This is a genomic window from Streptomyces abyssalis, from assembly GCF_001751365.1.
Taxonomy (GTDB): domain Bacteria; phylum Actinomycetota; class Actinomycetes; order Streptomycetales; family Streptomycetaceae; genus Streptomyces; species Streptomyces abyssalis.
Genome location: NZ_LJGT01000036.1, coordinates 170,762 through 187,466, shown reverse-complemented (window position 1 = coordinate 187,466; position 16,705 = coordinate 170,762). Strand labels below are relative to the sequence as shown.

General features: G+C 71.1%; 15 protein-coding genes and 1 pseudogene. 15 read left to right on the top strand and 1 reads right to left on the bottom strand.

The features are described from left to right. Nucleotides 1–198 precede the first annotated feature (198 nt). The 4 genes from AN215_RS01575 (at nt 199) to nusB (ending at nt 3,320) form a co-directional block, all read left to right on the top strand. Nucleotides 199–984 carry an AAA family ATPase gene (locus AN215_RS01575; RefSeq protein WP_079122593.1) on the top strand — a complete coding sequence of 262 codons (786 nt, stop codon included), beginning with the start codon at nt 199–201 and terminating at the stop codon, nt 982–984. Between the two features lie 138 nt (nt 985–1,122). Then, the gene (locus AN215_RS01570; RefSeq protein WP_070012633.1) at nt 1,123–2,253 is read left to right on the top strand and encodes an aminopeptidase P family protein; all 1,131 of its coding nucleotides are present in this window, start codon (nt 1,123–1,125) and stop codon (nt 2,251–2,253) included. A 72-nt stretch (nt 2,254–2,325) separates the two neighbouring features. After that, nucleotides 2,326–2,892 carry an elongation factor P gene (efp, locus tag AN215_RS01565; protein ID WP_070012634.1) on the top strand — a complete coding sequence of 189 codons (567 nt, stop codon included), beginning with the start codon at nt 2,326–2,328 and terminating at the stop codon, nt 2,890–2,892. Nucleotides 2,893–2,894: 2 nt separating this feature from the next. Then, a complete protein-coding gene (gene nusB / locus AN215_RS01560) occupies nt 2,895–3,320 on the top strand; it encodes a transcription antitermination factor NusB (RefSeq protein WP_070012635.1) in 426 nt (141 codons plus the stop codon). Nucleotides 3,321–3,602: 282 nt separating this feature from the next. Here nusB and bldD read toward each other — a convergent pair whose 3' ends face one another. Beyond that, on the bottom strand, nt 3,603–4,103 hold the full coding sequence (gene bldD, locus AN215_RS01555; RefSeq protein WP_028431622.1) for a transcriptional regulator BldD: 501 nt from the start codon (nt 4,101–4,103) through the stop codon (nt 3,603–3,605). A 250-nt stretch (nt 4,104–4,353) separates the two neighbouring features. Between bldD and pyrR the strand changes: the two genes are divergently transcribed. The 11 genes and pseudogenes from pyrR (at nt 4,354) to rpoZ (ending at nt 16,688) form a co-directional block, all read left to right on the top strand. After that, nucleotides 4,354–4,989, top strand: a complete 636-nt coding sequence (gene pyrR / locus AN215_RS01550; protein ID WP_070012636.1) for a bifunctional pyr operon transcriptional regulator/uracil phosphoribosyltransferase PyrR — start codon at nt 4,354–4,356, stop codon at nt 4,987–4,989. A 233-nt stretch (nt 4,990–5,222) separates the two neighbouring features. Continuing rightward, the gene (locus AN215_RS01545) at nt 5,223–6,230 is read left to right on the top strand and encodes an aspartate carbamoyltransferase catalytic subunit (protein WP_070012637.1); all 1,008 of its coding nucleotides are present in this window, start codon (nt 5,223–5,225) and stop codon (nt 6,228–6,230) included. Between the two features lie 2 nt (nt 6,231–6,232). Then, nucleotides 6,233–7,567, top strand: a complete 1,335-nt coding sequence (locus tag AN215_RS01540) for a dihydroorotase (RefSeq protein WP_070012638.1) — start codon at nt 6,233–6,235, stop codon at nt 7,565–7,567. A gap of 56 nt (nt 7,568–7,623) precedes the next feature. Next, nucleotides 7,624–8,238: a PH-like domain-containing protein gene (locus AN215_RS01535; RefSeq protein ID WP_070012760.1), complete on the top strand. Its 615-nt coding sequence runs from the start codon at nt 7,624–7,626 to the stop codon at nt 8,236–8,238. Next, nucleotides 8,238–9,371: pseudogene (gene carA, locus AN215_RS01530) on the top strand (glutamine-hydrolyzing carbamoyl-phosphate synthase small subunit); the annotation flags it as partial. The gene AN215_RS01535 and the pseudogene carA, both read left to right, overlap by 1 nt. 88 nt (nt 9,372–9,459) lie before the next feature. Then, complete coding sequence (carB, locus tag AN215_RS01525; RefSeq protein ID WP_070012639.1) at nt 9,460–12,774, top strand: carbamoyl-phosphate synthase large subunit; 3,315 nt, start codon at nt 9,460–9,462, stop codon at nt 12,772–12,774. Nucleotides 12,775–12,906: 132 nt separating this feature from the next. Further along, complete coding sequence (locus AN215_RS01520) at nt 12,907–14,034, top strand: quinone-dependent dihydroorotate dehydrogenase (RefSeq protein ID WP_070012640.1); 1,128 nt, start codon at nt 12,907–12,909, stop codon at nt 14,032–14,034. A 62-nt stretch (nt 14,035–14,096) separates the two neighbouring features. Continuing rightward, nucleotides 14,097–14,936, top strand: coding sequence for an orotidine-5'-phosphate decarboxylase (gene pyrF, locus AN215_RS01515; RefSeq protein WP_275520712.1), 840 nt, complete (start codon nt 14,097–14,099; stop codon nt 14,934–14,936). 429 nt (nt 14,937–15,365) lie between these two features. Further along, entirely contained in the window at nt 15,366–15,689 is a 324-nt protein-coding gene (gene mihF / locus AN215_RS01510; RefSeq protein ID WP_028431629.1) for an integration host factor, actinobacterial type, read from the top strand. Between the two features lie 81 nt (nt 15,690–15,770). Continuing rightward, on the top strand, nt 15,771–16,367 hold the full coding sequence (gene gmk / locus AN215_RS01505; RefSeq protein ID WP_070012641.1) for a guanylate kinase: 597 nt from the start codon (nt 15,771–15,773) through the stop codon (nt 16,365–16,367). A 45-nt stretch (nt 16,368–16,412) separates the two neighbouring features. Then, complete coding sequence (rpoZ, locus tag AN215_RS01500) at nt 16,413–16,688, top strand: DNA-directed RNA polymerase subunit omega (RefSeq protein WP_028431631.1); 276 nt, start codon at nt 16,413–16,415, stop codon at nt 16,686–16,688. Nucleotides 16,689–16,705 lie beyond the last annotated feature (17 nt).

The following is a 16,705-nucleotide window of genomic DNA, read 5'->3' as shown; positions in this document are numbered from 1 at the left end:
GGGCAAGCACCGCACAGCGGGCAGGCACCGCCGCCTCCCGCACCCTCGCACGTCGCGCAGCAGCCAGGGCAGCCCGCACAGCCGCCGCAGCCTGCCGCCTGGCCCGGCGTCCACTCCCAGCATCCGCCGCAGCCTCACGTCCCGCCGCCCGCGCAGCCGCCGGCCCGGCCGCCCGCGCAGCCCCAGGGACGTCCGCCCGTGCCCGACCGGCCGCCGGCCCCCGCACCGCCCCCGCCCGTACCGCCGGCACCCGCTCCCGGTGCGCCGCCGCCGGTGCCCCCGGCGCCCGCGCAGCAGCCCGGTCAGGGCTACCCGGGCGAGCCGGAAGTGCACCCCACCGAATCCACCGGCCATCTGCAGCTCTCGCGCGGCGCCCCCGTCGAGATCCCGACCCCGGACGCCGACCCGGCGCAGCTCGACGCCACCCGGGCCGCCGTGGCCGTACTGCTGATCGGCCCCGCCGGCGCGGGCAAGACCACCGTCGCCCGCTACTGGGCCGACCGCCGGGCCGTGCCCACGTCCCACATCAGCCTCGACGACGTACGTGAATGGGTGCGCTCGGGCTTCGCCGACCCGCAGAGCGGCTGGAACGACCACTCCGAGGCGCAGTACCGGCTGGCACGCCGCACCTGCGGCTTCGCCGCCCGCAACTTCCTGGCCAACGGCATCTCCTGCATCCTCGACGACGCCGTCTTCCCCGACCGTCCCGTGGTCGGCCTCGGCGGCTGGAAGCGTCACGTCGGCCCGGGGATGATCCCCGTCGTCCTGCTGCCCGGGCTGGAGATCGTGCTGGAGCGCAACGCGGCCCGCAGCGGCAACCGGCGCCTCAGCGACGAAGAGGTCGCCCAGATCCACGGCCGCATGGCCGGCTGGTACGGCTCGGGCCTGCCCATCATCGACAACTCCCGTCAGGACGTGGCCACCACGGCCCGGATGCTCGACGACGTCGTGGCCCGCAGCCTGGCCAGCCCCCCGCGCTGGTGAGACTCCGCCGGCCCGCTCGCCCACCTCGCGGGTGCCGCCCCCGCGGTGCCCGTACGTGCGGCACGGCCCCCGTGCTCCGTCGCCCGCACGGCCCCGCACGGACTGCCGCCCCGCCGGGCTCTCCGTAAGGTCGGAAACATGTCCGAAGTCCATGTGGCTCGCCGCGCCCTGCTCCGTGAGCGCTGCGCCGCGACTGCGGTGAAGGACGGTCCGCCCGATGCGGTGCTGGTCACGCGGCCCGCCAACATCCGCTATCTGACCGGCCGTCCGTCGCACGGTGCCGCGCTGCTGATCGGCCCCGACGGCACCGACACGCTGCTCGGCCCGGCCTCCGCCGACAGTCCGGACCACCACACCGGCGGGCGTCCCGACGACGAGCTGCGCACCGACCGCCTCTCCAACTCCGAGGGCGACACCGCCGTGGCCGCAGCCGACCTGGCCGCGACGGCCGGTGTCCGGCTGCTCGCCGTCGAGGAGCACCATCTGACGGTGGCCCGGTACCGCGCCATGGCCTCGGTCGCCGCCTCACTCCGCCTCACGGGTCTTCCGAGCCCGGTTGAGGCCCAGCGCGTCATCAAGGACGAGGAGGAGATCTCCGCGCTGCGCATCGCAGCCGAGATCACCGATCAGGCGCTGGGCGAGCTGCTGGAGTCGATCCTCGTCGGACGCACCGAACGGCACCTGGCCCTGGAGCTGGAGCGCAGACTGATCGACCACGGCGCGGAAGGCTCCGCATTCCCCACGTGCGTGGCGACCGGACGCAACGCCGGCCTGGCCCGCCACCGTCCCACCGACCGGCGGGTGGAGGAGGGCGACTTCCTCTCCGTGCGCCTGGGAGCCCAATACCACGGCTACCGCTGCCAGATCGGCCGTACATTCGTGATCGGGACCGCTCCCGAGGACTGGCAGGTGGAGCTGTACGACCTCGTCTTCGCTGCCCAGAGGGCCGGACGTGAGGCCCTGACACCCGGCATGGCCTGCAGCGACGTCGACCGTGCCACGCGCCAGGTGCTGAAGGGCGCCGGGCATGCCGAGGCACTCGGCTCCTCGACGGGTCACGGGGTGGGACTGGAAATCGGTGAGGACCCTCGGCTGTCACCTGGGGCCATGGGTAAACTGGACGCTTGTGTGCCGGTCACCATCGAGCCCGGGGTCCATCTGCCGGGCCAGGGCGGTGTCCGGATCGATGACACTCTCGTCGTCCGCCCCGCGGCGGACGGCGGACCCGAGCTACTCACCATCACGACCAAAGAGCTGCTCGCTCTCTAGCCCCTGACGGGTGACGGGAGCCGTGGCGGCCCTCTGGTCTCCGCAGCAGCAGTCTCAGGAGATTCCGCAACCGTGGCATCCACGAACGACCTCAAGAACGGCATGGTGCTCAAGCTCGAAGGCGGCCAGCTCTGGTCCGTCGTCGAGTTCCAGCACGTCAAGCCCGGCAAGGGGCCCGCCTTTGTCCGTACGAAACTGAAGAACGTCATGTCCGGCAAGACCGTCGACAAGACGTTCAACGCGGGCACCAAGGTCGATACGGCCACCGTGGACCGACGCGGGATGCAGTTCTCGTACAAGGACGGCGAGTACTTCGTCTTCATGGACATGGAGACCTACGACCAGCTCCATGTGACCCCGGAGATCGTCGGCGACACCGCCAACTACCTGATGGAGGGCTTCGAGGCGACGGTCGCCATGTACCAGGGCGAGGCGCTCTTCGTCGAGCTGCCCGCCGCCGTCGAGCTGGTCATCGAGCACACCGAGCCCGGTGTCCAGGGCGACCGCTCCACCGGCGGCTCCAAGCCCGCCCGCCTGGAGACGGGTTACGAGGTCGGCGTCCCGCTGTTCATCACCACCGGCGAGAAGATCAAGGTCGACACGCGTTCCGGCGAGTACCTCGGCCGGGTGAACGGTTAACCGTGGCCGCCCGTAACAAGGCCCGAAAGCGGGCCTTCCAGATCATCTTCGAGGCGGACCAGCGGGACAGTACACCGACGGACGTCATGCAGGACTGGATCCGTCACGCCGGGACCGACGAACGGCAGCCGCCCGTCAGCGAATACACGATGCAGCTCATCGAGGGCTACGCGCAGAACGCCGAGCGCATCGACGAGCTGATCTCCACCTACTCCGTGGGCTGGACGCTGGACCGGATGCCGGTCGTGGACCGGTGCATCCTGCGACTGGCGGCCTACGAGCTGATCTGGTCGGAGGACGTCCCCGAAGCGGTCGTCATAGACGAAGCCCTGGACATCGCGCGGGAGTTCTCCACGGACGAGTCACCGCCCTTCATCAACGGCCTCCTCGGCCGGCTGAAGGACCTCAAGCCGACACTTCGCCGCTGACGGGGGCCGCGGTAGAGGGTCTCGATCTCCTCGCGCAGCCGCATGGTGGAGTCGCCCGGTTCCGGCTGTCCCGCATCCTTGCGAATCGGTCGGGGGTCGTTCCGCCATTCGTGTGAGGGGAGCACGGGGGCCGGGGGCCACGATCACTTTGCGTGGCGATCCGCTCACAAAATCGAGTGCCGTGGACCGGAGGCGATCACAGAAAAACCGCTGCCGGTGGCGCGCCCGTCCAGGGCGCACCACCGGCAGCGGCATGTTCAGGCCCGGCCGGCCCTCAGGCTGTCAGGCGTCTTCGTGGGCGACCGCGCGGCGCGCGTCCGCATCGAGGACGCCCCAGCTGATGAGCTGCTCCGTCAGCACCGAGGGGGACTGGTCGTAGATGACGGCGAGCGTGCGCAGGTCGTCCTGACGGATCGAGAGGACCTTGCCGTTGTAGTCGCCGCGCTGGGACTGGATGGTGGCCGCATACCGCTGGAGCGGGCCTGCCTTCTCCGCAGGCACATGGGCCAGACGCTCCAGGTCGAGCACGAGCTTGGGCGGCGGCTCCGCGGCTCCTCCCGGAGTGGTGCCCGGCAGGAGCTCCTGCACCGGGACACCGTAGAAGTCGGCCAGCTCGGCGAGGCGCTGGACGGTGACGGCACGGTCCCCGCGCTCGTAGGAACCGACCACGACCGCCTTCCAGCGGCCTTGGGACTTCTCCTCGACCCCGTGGAGGGAGAGCCCCTGCTGGGTGCGGATGGCACGGAGCTTTGCTCCGAGCTGCTTGGCGTATTCGCTGGACATATCGCTCCCCGCGGACGAGAAAGTGGTAACTCACTGTGAGGTTACGCAGCGTAATGTCTGCCGTCAAGCCGAACGCCGATCAGCTTTGCGAGGTAGAGCGGAATTGAAAGCTCCGGTCTGCGTCCGAACGCTTCTCCGAACGATTCCGGCCCCGGTGCAGGCGGCCTTTGGCCCCCTGGTACCGTTGCGCTGACAGTTCAGGCGTCCTTTAAGGCCCGTCCCGTGAGGCGGGGAAGGAGGTCCTCTTCGCATGGACACCGGCAGGTCTGCCGACGACGGCAGCAGGGGAGCGGCCACCGGCCGCCCCGTACTCGAGGCGCAGGACATCGCCCGCGTCCTCACCCGCATCGCCCACGAGATCGTCGAACGCGCCAAGGGCGCCGACGACGTGGTGCTTCTCGGAATTCCCACCCGCGGCGTCTTCCTGGCGCGGCGCCTGGCGGCCAAGCTCGCGGACGTCACCGGCAGGCCGGTCCCGCACGGGTCGCTCGACATCACCATGTACCGCGACGACCTGCGGCTCGGCCCTGCCCGCGCGCTGGCCCGTACGGACATCCCGGCCGACGGGGTCGACGGGCGGCTGGTGGTCCTCGTCGACGATGTGCTCTTCTCCGGCCGCACCATCCGTGCCGCCCTGGACGCCCTCGGTGACATCGGCCGCCCCCGCGCGGTCCAGCTCGCCGTGCTGGTCGACCGGGGACACCGCGAGCTCCCGATCCGTGCCGACTACGTCGGGAAGAACCTGCCGACGTCCCTGCGCGAGGCGGTCAGGGTCCAGCTCACGGAGGAGGACGGCCGCGACGGGGTGCTCCTCGGGTCCGCCCCCGCGGGCGCCGACCGGCAGCACGGCACCGGACAGCAGCCCGAAGCACACGTGGAGCGTTAGTCCGTCCGGGGGAATCCGGGCTCCGGTGCACCTCACGGCCGTACCGGAGCACCGAGGACGCACCACGACGAACCGCACCCCTCACCGCATCCGCCCCTGACCGAGCCGGCCCTCGTGCCGCACCGGGCGACGCCCCGCCCGGCTGCGTCCGCCGCCGCCTCCTGCCCGCACCCGACAGCCGCCCCGCCCCGTCCTGCCCCGCCCACGGACAACCGACCCACGGAAGGCAACAGATGAAGCGTCACCTCATCTCGGCCGCCGATCTCTCACGCGACGACGCCGTGCTCGTCCTCGACACCGCCGAGGAGATGGCGCGGGTCGCGGACCGGCCGATCAAGAAGCTGCCGACTCTGCGCGGCCGCACCGTCGTCAATCTCTTCTTCGAGGACTCGACGCGGACCCGGATCTCGTTCGAGGCCGCCGCCAAGCGCCTCTCCGCGGACGTCATCAACTTCTCCGCCAAGGGCTCCTCGGTCTCCAAGGGCGAATCGCTGAAGGACACCGCGCTCACCCTGGAGGCCATGGGCGCCGACGCAGTCGTCATCCGTCACCACGGCTCCGGGGCGCCGCACCGCCTGGCCACTTCCGGCTGGATCGGCGGCTCCGTCGTCAACGCGGGGGACGGCACCCACGAACACCCCACGCAGGCGCTCCTGGACGCCTTCACCATGCGGCGGCGGCTCGCGGGCGGCGAGGGCGACCTGGCCGGCCGGCGGATCACGATCGTCGGCGACGTGCTGCACAGCCGTGTCGCCCGCTCCAACGTCCACCTGCTCAGCACGCTCGGGGCCGAGGTGACGCTCGTGGCGCCGCCCACGCTGGTGCCCGTCGGAGTGGGCGGCTGGCCGTGCGAGGTCAGCTACGACCTCGACTCCGTCATCGCCAAGTCCGACGCCGTGATGATGCTGCGGGTGCAGCGCGAGCGCATGAACGCGGCCTTCTTCCCGACCGAGCGCGAGTACGCACGCCGCTACGGGCTGGACGGGCAGCGCATGGCGCGGATGCCGGAGCACTCCGTCGTGATGCACCCCGGCCCGATGAACCGGGGCATGGAGATCACCGCCGAGGTCGCGGACTCGCCCCGCTGCACAGCGGTCGAGCAGGTCACCAACGGCGTGAGCATCCGGATGGCGGTGCTGTATCTGCTGCTGGGCGGCGCCGAACCGGCCGTCTCCGGCGCATCCGCCGCCCACACGGAAGCAGCACGCACGGAAGCCGCCCGCACCGAGGAGAACGACTGACCATGGCAGGCAAGAACAGCATCACCGGCGCCGGCGGCGCCCAGGGCACCACCGGCAAGACGCTCCTCCGCGGCGCGAGTGTGCTCGGCGGCCCCCCTCAGGACGTACTGATCGACGGTCAGACGATCGCCGAGACCGGCAGCGGCATCACCGCCGCGGGCGCGGAGGTGATCGAGGCCGACGGCCGGATCCTCCTCCCCGGCCTCGTCGATCTCCACACCCACCTGCGCGAGCCCGGCCGCGAGGACTCCGAGACCGTGCTCACGGGCACCATGGCGGCGGCGAAGGGCGGCTTCACCGCCGTGCACGCCATGGCCAACACCTTCCCCGTCGCCGACACCGCCGGCGTCGTCGAACAGGTGTGGCGCCTGGGCCGCGAGTCCGGCTACTGCGACGTGCAGCCCGTCGGCGCCGTCACCGTCGGCCTGGAAGGCAAGCAGCTCGCCGAACTGGGCGCCATGCACGACTCCGCGGCGGGGGTGCGGGTCTTCTCCGACGACGGGAAATGCGTCGACGACGCCGTGATCATGCGCCGGGCGCTGGAGTACGTGAAGGCATTCGACGGCGTCGTCGCCCAGCATGCGCAGGAGCCCCGGCTGACCGAGGGCGCGCAGATGAACGAGGGCACCGTCTCCGCCGAACTCGGCCTGGGCGGCTGGCCCGCCGTCGCCGAGGAGTCGGTCATCGCACGCGACGTGCTGCTCGCCGCCCACGTCGGCTCACGCGTGCACATCTGCCACCTGTCCACGGCGGGCTCGGTGGAGCTGGTGCGCTGGGCCAAGTCCAAGGGCTGGAACGTCACCGCCGAGGTCACCCCGCACCATCTGCTGCTGACCGACGAGCTCGTACGGTCCTACGACCCCGTCTACAAGGTGAACCCGCCGCTGCGCACCGAGGCCGACGTCAACGCGCTCCGGGAGGCGCTCGCCGACGGCACCATCGACTGCGTCGCCACGGACCACGCCCCGCACCCGCACGAGGACAAGGACTGCGAATGGGGCGCGGCGGCCATGGGGATGGTCGGCCTGGAGACGGCGCTGCCGGTGCTGCAGCACACGATGGTCGAGACCGGCCTGCTGGACTGGGCGGGCCTCGCCGAGCGGATGTCGTACCGCCCGGCCGCCATCGGCCGCCTGCACGGCCAGGGCCGTCCCGTCGCCGCCGGCGAACCCGCGAACCTGCTGCTCATCGACCCCGGCTACCGTGGGACGGTGGACCCCGCGGGCTTCGCCTCCCGCAGCCGTAACACCCCCTACGAGGGCCGTGAACTGCCGGGACGCGTGACGCACACCTGGCTGCGGGGACGGGCAACACTCGTCGACGGGAAACTGGCGTGATCGCACAATCTCTCGCATCGCCGGCCGCCGACCTCGCCGCCGGCCTGGCCGCCGCCCTGGAGCTGAGACCGGCTTCCGCGCCGGCGGCGGAGCCGAGGTCGCAGGAGGTCACCGACTGGGCGGCGCGCATCGGCTGGGTGGTCGGGCTGCTGCTGTTCGTCGCACTGCTGTACTGGCTGATGCGGCAGGGCTGGAAGTGGCGCGGCACCCTCCAGGGCGACCTGCCCGAACCGTCCGCGCCTCCGGCGCAGGAGGAGAGCGGCGAGACCCAGCTGCACGCCGACGGGCGCTACCACGGCTCCACCACGGCCGGGCAGTGGCTGGACCGGATCGTCGCCCACGGTCTCGGCACCCGCAGCCGCGCCGAGCTCACGCTGACCGAGGCGGGCGTCCATGTCGTGCGGCCCGGGGCGAAGGACTTCCTCATCCCGGCGGCGCAGCTGCACGGCGCCCGCCTGGACAAGGGGATCGCCGGCAAGGTCCTCACCGAGGGCGGGCTGCTGGTGATCACCTGGCAGCTCGGCGACCGCCGCATCGACTCCGGCTTCCGCTTCGACCGCGCCGAGGGGCACGCGGCCTGGGCGGAGCGGCTCGAAGCACTCGCATCCGGCGACAGCGGCGTCGCCGGCCCGCACCACCAGCCCGTGGCGACCCCTGAGAGGGACACATGATGACGAGCACCGACCGGCCGGCCGCCGGGGGTACGGCCGTACTCGTGCTGGAGGACGGCCGCAGCTTCCGTGGACGCGCCTACGGGGCGGTGGGGGAGACCTTCGGGGAAGCCGTCTTCAACACCGGGATGACGGGATACCAGGAGACCCTCACCGACCCCTCCTACCACCGTCAGGTGGTCGTGATGACCGCCCCGCACATCGGCAACACCGGCGTCAACGACGAGGATCCGGAGTCCGGCCGCATCTGGGTCGCCGGATACGTCGTACGCGACCCGGCCCGCAGGCCCTCCAACTGGCGCTCCGTGCGCACCCTGGACGAGGAGCTGGCCGCGCAGGGCGTCGTCGGCATCAGCGGCGTCGACACCCGCGCGCTCACACGGCACCTGCGCGAGCGCGGCGCGATGCGCGCCGGGATCTTCTCCGGGGACGCGGCCTCGTCCGACGCGGCGGCGCTGCTGGAACGGGTGCGCTCCGCACCGGCGATGACGGGCGCCGACCTGTGCGGCGAGGTGGCGACCCGGGAGGCGTACATGGTGCCGGCGCACGGCGCAAAACGTTTCACCGTCGCCGCCGTCGACCTCGGGATCAAGGGCATGACGCCGCACCGCATGGCCGAGCGCGGCATAGAGGTGCACGTGCTGCCGGCGGACGCGAGCGTGGAGGATCTCTACGCGGTCCGGCCGGACGGGGTGTTCTTCTCCAACGGGCCCGGCGATCCCGCCACGGCAGACCAGCCCGTCGCCCTGATGCGCGCGGTGCTGGAGCGCGGCACGCCGCTGTTCGGCATCTGCTTCGGCAACCAGATCCTCGGACGCGCCCTGGGCTTCGGCACGTTCAAGCTCAAGTACGGGCACCGGGGGGTCAACCAGCCGGTCCAGGACCGGGTCACCGGCAAGGTCGAAGTCACCGCGCACAACCACGGGTTCGCGGTCGATGCGCCGCTGGGCACGGTTTCCGACACCCCGTACGGCCGGGCGGAGGTCTCCCACGTCTGCCTCAACGACGACGTGGTGGAAGGGCTGCGGCTCCTGGACCGCCCGGCCTTCAGCGTCCAGTACCACCCCGAGGCGGCGGCCGGCCCGCACGACGCCGCCTACCTCTTCGACCGTTTCACCGCGCTGATGGAAGGCGCGGCGAACGGCGTGGGCGGCGCATACGACGACGATGCGAGCGTCCCGGACGACCAGCAAAGCACCAAGGCGCACATGGAGGACCGGCGTGCCTAAGCGCACCGACATCGAGTCCGTTCTGGTGATCGGCTCGGGCCCGATCGTGATCGGTCAGGCGGCCGAGTTCGACTACTCCGGTACGCAGGCCTGCCGGGTGCTGAAGTCGGAGGGGCTGCGGGTGATCCTCGTCAACTCCAACCCGGCGACGATCATGACCGACCCCGAGATCGCGGACGCCACGTACGTCGAGCCGATCACACCGGAGTTCGTCACGAAGATCATCGCGAAGGAGCGTCCCGACGCACTGCTGCCGACCCTGGGCGGCCAGACGGCGCTCAACACGGCGATCTCGCTGCACGAGGCGGGCACGCTGGCCGAGTACGGCGTGGAGCTGATCGGCGCGAACGTCGAAGCCATCAACAAGGGCGAGGACCGCGACCAGTTCAAGGAGGTCGTCGAGGCGGTGCGCGAGCGCACCGGCCACGGCGAGTCCGCCCGTTCGGTCATCTGCCACTCGATGGACGAGGTGCTGGCCGGGGTGGAGAACCTGGGCGGCTACCCCGTCGTCGTACGGCCGTCCTTCACGATGGGCGGCGCGGGCTCCGGCTTCGCCCACGACGAGGAGGAACTGCGCCGCATCGCGGGGCAGGGCCTGACTCTCTCCCCGACCACCGAGGTGCTGCTGGAGGAGTCCATCCTCGGGTGGAAGGAGTACGAACTGGAGCTGATGCGCGACAAGCACGACAACGTCGTGGTCGTCTGTTCCATCGAGAACTTCGACCCCATGGGTGTGCACACCGGCGACTCCATCACCGTCGCGCCGGCGATGACGCTCACCGACCGCGAATACCAGATCCTCCGGGACATCGGCATCGCCGTGATCCGCGAGGTCGGTGTCGACACCGGCGGCTGCAACATCCAGTTCGCCGTCGACCCCTCCGACGGGCGGGTCGTCGTGATCGAGATGAACCCCCGGGTCTCGCGTTCGTCCGCTCTCGCCTCCAAGGCCACGGGATTCCCGATCGCCAAGATCGCGGCGAAACTGGCGGTGGGCTACACGCTGGACGAGATCCCCAACGACATCACCGAGCAGACTCCCGCCTCGTTCGAGCCGACGCTCGACTACGTGGTGGTCAAGGCGCCGCGGTTCGCCTTCGAGAAGTTCACGGGCGCGGACGACACCCTGACGACCACGATGAAGTCGGTCGGCGAGGCGATGGCCATCGGCCGCAACTTCCCCGAGGCGCTGAACAAGGCGCTGCGCTCGCTGGAGAGGAAGGGCAGCCAGTTCGACTTCACCTCCCCGGTGGGGGAGAAGAGCGCTCTGCTGAGACAGGCCGCACGCCCCACCGACGGGCGCATCAACACCGTGATGGACGCGATCCGTGCCGGGGCTACCCAGGAGGAGGTCTTCGACGCCACGAAGATCGACCCCTGGTTCACCGACCAGCTCTTCCTGATCCACGAGGTCGCCGAAGAGCTCGCCGCCGCACGGGAGCTGAGCCCGGCCCTGCTTGCCGGCGCCAAGCGGTACGGCTTCTCGGACGCCCAGATCGCGGCCGTACGGTCCCTGCGCGAGGACGTCGTGCGCGAGGTGCGGCACGCGCTGGGCGTCCGTCCCGTCTACAAGACGGTCGACACCTGCGCCGCCGAATTCGCCGCCCGTACGCCCTACTTCTACTCCTCCTACGACGAGGAGAACGAGGTCGCACCGCGCGAGAAGCCCGCCGTGATCATCCTCGGCTCGGGTCCCAACCGCATCGGCCAGGGCATCGAGTTCGACTACTCCTGCGTGCACGCCTCATTCGCGCTGGGCGAGGCCGGCTACGAGACCGTCATGGTCAACTGCAACCCGGAGACGGTCTCCACCGACTACGACACCTCCGACCGGCTCTACTTCGAGCCGCTCACGCTGGAGGACGTGCTGGAGATCGTCCACGCCGAGCAGGCGGCCGGCCCCGTCGCGGGCGTACTCGTCCAGCTCGGCGGCCAGACACCGCTGGGCCTGGCCCAGGCGCTGAAGGACAACGGCGTCCCGGTCGTGGGCACTTCACCCGAGGCGATCAATCTCGCCGAGGAGCGCGGCGCCTTCGGGCGGGTGCTGGAGGAGGCGGGGCTGCCCGCGCCCAAGTACGGCACCGCCTACTCCTTCGACCAGGCGCGGGAGATCGCCGCCGGCATCAACTACCCGGTGATGGTGCGTCCTTCGTACGTACTCGGCGGCCGCGGCATGGAGATCGTCTACGACGACGCAGCGCTCGCCGCCTACTTGGAGCGTCACGCGGGCCTGATCTCCGAACACCCCGTGCTCATCGACCGGTTCCTCGACGACGCCATCGAGATCGACGTCGACGCCCTCTACGACGGCCACGAGCTCTACCTCGGCGGCGTCATGGAGCACATCGAGGAGGCCGGCATCCACTCCGGCGACTCCGCCTGCGCGCTGCCGCCCATCACCCTCGGCGGGCACGACGTCAAGCGCCTGCGCGCCTCGACGGAGGCCATCGCGCGCGGCGTGGGTGTGCGCGGGCTGATCAACATCCAGTTCGCGATGGCCGGGGACATCCTCTACGTACTGGAGGCCAACCCCCGTGCCTCCCGCACCGTCCCCTTCACCTCCAAGGCCACGGCGGTCCCCCTGGCCAAGGCCGCGGCCCGCATCTCGCTGGGCGCGACCGTCGCGGAACTGCGCGCCGAGGGCATGCTCCCGGCCACGGGCGACGGCGGCGACCTGCCGCTCGACGCGCCGATCTCCGTCAAGGAGGCGGTGCTGCCCTGGACCCGATTCCGTGACGTGCAGGGCCGGGGCGTGGACACCGTACTCGGACCGGAGATGCGCTCCACCGGCGAAGTCATGGGCATCGACGCCGTGTTCGGCACCTCCTACGCCAAGTCCCAGGCGGCCGCGTACGGAGCGCTGCCCACCAAGGGCCGCGCATTCGTCTCGGTCGCCAACCGGGACAAGCGGTCGCTGATCTTCCCGGCGCGCGAACTCGCCGCCATGGGCTTCGAGTTGATGGCCACGTCCGGCACCGCGGAAGTCCTCAGGCGCAACGGCATCAACGCCGCCGTCGTACGCAAGCACAGCCAGGGTCCCGGCCCGGACGGCGAACCCACCATCGTCCAGCTGATCCACGACGGGCACATCGACCTCATCGTCAACACCCCCTGGGGCACGGGCGGACGCCTGGACGGATACGACATCCGCACCGCCGCCGTCGCCCGTGCCGTCCCGTGCCTCACCACCGTCCAGGCGCTCGCCGCCGCGGTGCAGGGCATCGAGGCGATGGCGCGCGGCGAGGTCGGGGTCCGTTCGCTCCAGGACCACGCGGACCACCTCACGGCGGCCCGCGGGTCCGGCTGAACCGGTCCGGCCGGACCGTGCGGTCAACGCGACCGCACGGCCCGGCCGGGACCGCCCGTCCGCCGCCGAGTCCTTCCGGATCCCGGATCCCGCCGACCCCACCGCCCGTACGCACACGAAGGCACGCCCGCCATGTACTCCCTGCTCTTCAAGACCGTGTTGGCGCGGATGGACCCGGAGAGGGCCCACCGGCTGGCCTTCGCCTTGATCCGTCTCGCCGGACGGACGCCGGTCGTGCGCGGTCTGCTCGCCGCCCGCTTCGCCCCACGCCACGTGGAGCTGAGGGTGCACGCCCTGGGACGCAGCATGCCGGGGCCCTTCGGGCTCGCCGCCGGCTTCGACAAGAACGCCGAGGGCGTCGACGGACTGGCGGTGCTGGGCTTCGACCACGTCGAGGTCGGCACCGTCACCGGACGGCCGCAGCCCGGCAATCCGCGCAAGCGGCTCTTCCGGCTCGTGCCGGACCGGGCCCTGATCAACCGCATGGGGTTCAACAACCACGGGTCGGCAGCGGTCGCCGCCCGGCTCGCGGCCCGCACACGCCGCCGCGGCGTCACCCGCCGCTCGCCGGTGGTCGGCGTCAACATCGGCAGGACGAAGGCGGTGTCCGACGAGGAGGCCGTGGGCGACTACGTCAGCTCCACCCGGCGGCTCGCCGCGTACGCCGACTACCTCGTCGTCAACGTCTCCTCGCCCAACACCCCCGGTCTGCGCGCCCTCCAGGCCACCGAGTCCCTCCGCCCGCTGCTCGCCGCCGTACGGGAGGCCGCCGACGAGGCCGTCCCCGGACGCCGCGTGCCGCTGCTGGTCAAGATCGCGCCGGACCTGGCGGACGAGGACGTCGACGCCGTCGCGGACCTGGCCGTCGAGCTCGGACTCGAGGGCATCATCGCCACGAACACCACCGTCGCCCGTGAGGGCCTCGCCCTGAGCTCCGGCCCTTCGGTCACCGCGGAGACCGGCGGCCTCTCCGGCGCTCCGCTCCAGGCCCGGTCGCTGGAGGTGCTGCGCCGCCTGTACGCGCGGGTCGGCGGCCGCGTCACCCTCGTCGGCGTCGGCGGGGTCACCACCGCCGAGGACGTGTGGCAGCGCATCCTCGCAGGTGCCACGCTCGTACAGGGCTACAGCGCCTTCGTCTACGAGGGCCCCGGCTGGCCCCGGAAACTGCACGAAGGGCTGGCGGCGCGGCTCGCTGCGAGCCCCTACGACACTCTCGCCGAGGCAGTCGGCGCCGGACACAGGAAGGCCGAAGCCGCATGAGCCCGGCGGACCCGGACACCACGGACACCCAGAACACCAGGAACCCGCGAAGCACCGCCCGCCTGGAGCCGTTCGGCGCCCGGCTGCGCCGTGCCATGGACGAGCGCGGTCCGCTCTGCGTCGGCATCGATCCGCACGCCGCGCTGCTGGCCGACTGGGGGCTCGGCGACGACATCGCCGGCCTCGAACGCTTCACGCGCACCGTCGTGGAGGCGCTGGCGGACCGGGTCGCCGTGCTCAAGCCCCAGTCCGCCTTCTTCGAACGGTTCGGATCCCGCGGCGTCGCCGTCCTGGAACGGGCCGTCGCCGAATCCCGGGACGCCGGGGCGCTGGTCGTCATGGACGCCAAGCGCGGTGACATCGGATCGACCATGGCCGCCTACGCCGACGCCTACCTCGACCCGTCCTCCCCTCTCTTCTCGGACGCGCTCACCGTCAGCCCCTATCTGGGCTTCGGGTCGCTGCGTCCGGCGCTCGACCGTGCCCGCGCGGCGGGATGCGGGCTCTTCGTGCTCGCTCTGACCTCCAACCCGGAGGGCGCCGAGGTGCAGCACGCCGTACGGGGCGGCGGCCGCACCGTCGCGGCCACCGTGCTGCGACACCTCGCGGCGGAGAACGCCGGCGAAGCCCCGCTCGGCTCCTTCGGCGCGGTCGTCGGAGCGACGCTCGGCGGCACGCTGAACGAACTGGGCGTCGATCTCGACATGGGCGGCGCGCTGCTCGCCCCGGGTATCGGGGCGCAGGGCGCCACCGCCGGCGATCTGCCGGGTGTCTTCGGCCCGGCCGTGGGCAACGTCCTGCCGAGCATCAGCAGGGGGGTGCTGCGGCATGGGCCGTCGCCCGCGGCGCTGCGCGAGGCGGCAGCCCGCGAAGCAGGTCTGATGGCCGAGACGGTCGCGTGAAGCCGCACGGGCGGTACGCGTCCGTACGTAGCTGTATGTAGCTGCACGAACCATGCAGATCTGCACACAACGGTGTGAACCGCTCGACTGATGCGGCCGTCACCCGCCCCCGGCGCCCCTTCACAACACCGCTTCTGCCGCCGCCCCGCACCCGCGCCATACCTGCGGCAATGCGGTATCCGAAGGCCGACGCCCGTGAAAAAACGCGCAGTTGGGCAAAAAACTGGGTTGTTTTGTCCCTGTATGTACCGATCGGCTGGAGTCTGACCAGGACTTTTCCGCAGTTCTCGCTGACTCAGGCGCTGTCGCCCGCTAGTCTCCGTCGGGAGCAGCGTGAACAGGCGCGTTGCTCGTCGGCTCCGCCCATGCGGGGCTGCGAGGTTCCTCACCGAATCCATTTCCGACAGTTCTAACTGAGGTGACGTAGGCGTGGCTCTTCCGCCCCTTACCCCTGAACAGCGCGCAGCCGCGCTCGAAAAGGCCGCCGCGGCTCGCCGGGAGCGCGCCGAGGTCAAGAACCGGCTTAAGCACTCCGGCGCGACCCTTCACGATGTGATCAAACAGGGCCAGGAGAACGACGTCATCGGCAAGATGAAGGTCAGCGCTCTCCTGGAGAGTCTGCCGGGCGTCGGCAAGGTCCGCGCCAAGCAGATCATGGAGCGTCTCGGGATCTCCGAGAGCCGCCGTGTACGCGGCCTCGGCTCCAACCAGATCGCCGCTCTGGAGCGGGAGTTCGGCGGTGCGTCCGCCTGACCTCGCACTGCACGGCACCGCGGGCTGCGGCCTGCGGTGCCGTGGTGGCAAGGCACCGCCGAAAACCGGGATAATCGCTGCATGAGTACAGCAGCACCCCGGGGGGCCACCCCCGAACCTCCCGCCGGCACGCCGCGGCTGACCGTGCTCTCCGGCCCTTCGGGCGTCGGCAAGAGCACGGTCGTCGCGCATCTGCGCAAGGCCCACCCCGAGGTCTGGCTGTCCGTCTCCGCGACCACGCGCAGACCGCGGCCCGGCGAGGTGCACGGTGTGCACTACTTCTTCGTGGACGACGAGAAGTTCGACAAGCTGGTCGCCAACGGCGAGCTGCTGGAGTGGGCGGAATTCGCGGGGAACCGCTACGGGACCCCGCGCGGCGCCGTACTGGAGCATCTCGAGCGGGGCGAGCCCGTCCTGCTCGAGATCGATCTCCAGGGCGCGCGGCTGGTGCAGCAGGCGATGCCCTCGGCCCGGCTCGTCTTCCTCGCGCCCCCCAGCTGGGATGAGCTCGTACGCCGCCTGACCGGCCGGGGCACCGAGGCGCCCGAGGTGATCGAGCGCCGCCTCGCCGTCGCCCGCACCGAGCTGGCGGCAGAAGAAGAGTTCGATGTCACCCTTGTCAATACCTCCGTCGAGGACGTCAGTGCCGAGCTGCTAGCCTTGATGCGGATCGCTTGATTCTTGATCTTTTTCCACCTTCACACACCCTCCGGAAGGCAGAGCGTGTCCTCTTCCATCTCCACGCCCGAGGGCATCATCAACCCGCCGATTGATGAGCTGCTCGAAGCCACCGACTCGAAGTACAGCCTGGTGATCTACGCGGCCAAGCGCGCGCGGCAGATCAACGCGTACTACTCGCAGCTCGGTGAGGGCCTCCTCGAGTACGTGGGCCCCCTGGTGGACACCCACGTCCACGAGAAGCCGCTCTCGATCGCTCTCCGCGAGATCAACGCGGGGCTGCTGACCTCCGAGGCCGTCGACGTGCCGGTCACGCAGTAGCGGCTCCCGGCGAGCAC

Coding starts and splice junctions, on each gene's coding strand:
- pyrR (WP_070012636.1), top strand. CDS start 4,354: ATGGACACCGGCAGGTCTGCCGACGACGGCAGCAGGGGAGCGGCCACC.
- bldD (WP_028431622.1), bottom strand. CDS start 4,103: ATGTCCAGCGAATACGCCAAGCAGCTCGGAGCAAAGCTCCGTGCCATC.
- gmk (WP_070012641.1), top strand. CDS start 15,771: ATGAGTACAGCAGCACCCCGGGGGGCCACCCCCGAACCTCCCGCCGGC.
- AN215_RS01540 (WP_070012638.1), top strand. CDS start 6,233: ATGGCAGGCAAGAACAGCATCACCGGCGCCGGCGGCGCCCAGGGCACC.
- AN215_RS01545 (WP_070012637.1), top strand. CDS start 5,223: ATGAAGCGTCACCTCATCTCGGCCGCCGATCTCTCACGCGACGACGCC.
- AN215_RS01520 (WP_070012640.1), top strand. CDS start 12,907: ATGTACTCCCTGCTCTTCAAGACCGTGTTGGCGCGGATGGACCCGGAG.
- AN215_RS01570 (WP_070012633.1), top strand. CDS start 1,123: ATGTCCGAAGTCCATGTGGCTCGCCGCGCCCTGCTCCGTGAGCGCTGC.